This is a genomic window from Arsenophonus sp. ENCA (genome assembly GCF_002287155.1).
Classification (GTDB): Bacteria; Pseudomonadota; Gammaproteobacteria; order Enterobacterales; family Enterobacteriaceae; genus Arsenophonus; species Arsenophonus nilaparvatae.
Map to the genome: position 1 here is coordinate 1 of NZ_NHNG01000625.1, position 1,888 is coordinate 1,888.

Below are 1,888 nucleotides of genomic sequence, written 5' to 3' on the forward strand. Positions count from 1 at the left end.
CCGGTTATTAAACGCAGTCGCACTCATAATGCCTTGCGAAACCGGAATGGCGACCAGCGTTTGGGTGTTAACAATAAAATCTGTTGGCGTTACTTGCGGTAATTCGGGGAAAAATTCCCCAATCACTGCGGGGGTCACCGGTAATACGTTGTTAAAAGTGCTATCACCCAGTCCGTCAAAACTGTACACAAAAACCGGCATATTAAGTTGCTCTGCGACGCTACTGAGAACTGGGTTAAACTGCTGGCAAAACGGGCAATCGGATTTCATAAAATGCACGATTTGCCAATGGGTGATGTTAAGTGCCTTTCCGTTTGATAAGTGAAAGGTCTGTGGCTTCGCTTTTGGTTCTATCTGTTGTTTATTCTGGAGGCTAGTCGCTACCGCCTTGTGTTTTTCGAGTGCGGCGATTTCGTCAATCACGGCCGCGTTAGCGGGGATGACAAAAAGCAGTACAAAAAAAGCAAATAGTGTTTTCATCGTTAATCCCTCGGCGCAAAATCAGTGACACGGTTTAACAGTAGTTTCGCTAAATCATCCTGACTGATAAAACCATAAGCCAGTGGGTGGTAGCTGCCCGTGCTCGGGTCAACCAAAAAGAGCGCAGGGAAATAGCGGATTTGCATCTTCGCCGCCTGTCCTCGGTCTTTCTGGCTGTTAGGTAACTCGGGATTGATAACACCATCAACACTAATTGGCATCACTGCCATCTGGTATTGCTCGGCAAATTCCCGCACCACCTGTGCTAATTTCGCATCCAACGGTACCTTGCCACGATAGAAGAAAAAGACCCCATAGCGTTCATTGACGGCTTTAATGGCACTGGCTTGGGCTTTGCGCTCCTGGGCATAGGACAGGGTTGCCGTGGCGTTATAATGTGAATGCCGGTTGTTGTAATCGAGTTCCGGTTTCAGTAGTAGTACTTTCTGCCAGGTGGCTGAAAACTGGCTGGCGTTATCCGACCAGTAGTTCTGAAACGCTATCCAGCGCGCCACTTTCTGCGGTGATTTGGGGTCGAGCACCGCGGCATTGCGTAATTCATCGCCCAGGGCTTTGATTTTTTGCATGGTTTCCACCGCTGACAGTCTTTTTTGTGGTGATGGCTGTGCTTCCTGCGTTTCCTGTTGCGGTGCCGGTTCGTTATACCAGTGCCAGCCGACCGCAGGGGAATAGTGATACCCATCGTCGGGCTTTGCGGTAACCACCGCAGATAACAGCAAGCCACTTAACAGAAGGTGCTTCATGGTTGTCGACCCTGTAATTCGTTTTTAATCTGCTGGCTGATTTTTTCAGTGAGCTTTTTGCTATCCGGTAGTGTTGTGTTGCTATTGAGCTCGTCATAAAACTCAGTGAAATCCAGCGTGTCAAATTTAACCTGTTGCAACTCGTCAATGGTCATCCCGCGACAATCGGGATGTTTAGCACTACCAAACCCCACGCCCAGTTGACCACCCCGACCTTGCGCTTGCACAATCTGCGCGAGCTTACTGTCAAACACGCAATAGCTGTGCTTTTTACGCAAACAGACGCCTAACACGTCTTCGGCGCAAAACTCCCCGACATCGACCACCAGACCTTTTTCTTTGGCTTTACCAATCGCTTTTTCTTCATTGTCACAACTGGCAAGACCGATATCATGTCCCCAACCGCTGCTTTTGCAGCAATTACTAAAACCAATCGCCGTTTTACGGCACGCCATCGGTTTACCGGTAAAGGCGCTGATATTTTCGCCATCCCCACTGATGTCTTTACCGGCTTTGGCAAGGAAGCAGCCTAGCGGCTGCAAATCGATATCGGGTAGAATGGTGGTACCTTGAACTTCTGGAAATCATATAAAATTACCCCCGTGCTTTCTGAATTCACTCCTCGCCCTCTAAAAACGTTGTTT

2 protein-coding genes and 1 pseudogene are annotated in these 1,888 nt (G+C 48.7%); all 3 read right to left on the reverse strand.

Features of this window, described 5'->3' with window-relative positions:
* The coding region (gene traF / locus CBG25_RS16090) for a conjugal transfer protein TraF (protein ID WP_290607893.1) at positions 1-480 on the reverse strand (480 nt) is incomplete at its 3' end.
* Between the two features lie 2 nt (positions 481-482).
* A complete protein-coding gene (gene traF / locus CBG25_RS16095) occupies positions 483-1,244 on the reverse strand; it encodes a type-F conjugative transfer system pilin assembly protein TraF (protein WP_290607894.1) in 762 nt (253 codons plus the stop codon).
* Positions 1,241-1,765: pseudogene (locus CBG25_RS16100) on the reverse strand (conjugal transfer protein TraN); the annotation flags it as partial. The pseudogene CBG25_RS16100 and the gene traF (CBG25_RS16095), both read right to left, overlap by 4 nt.
* Positions 1,766-1,888 lie beyond the last annotated feature (123 nt).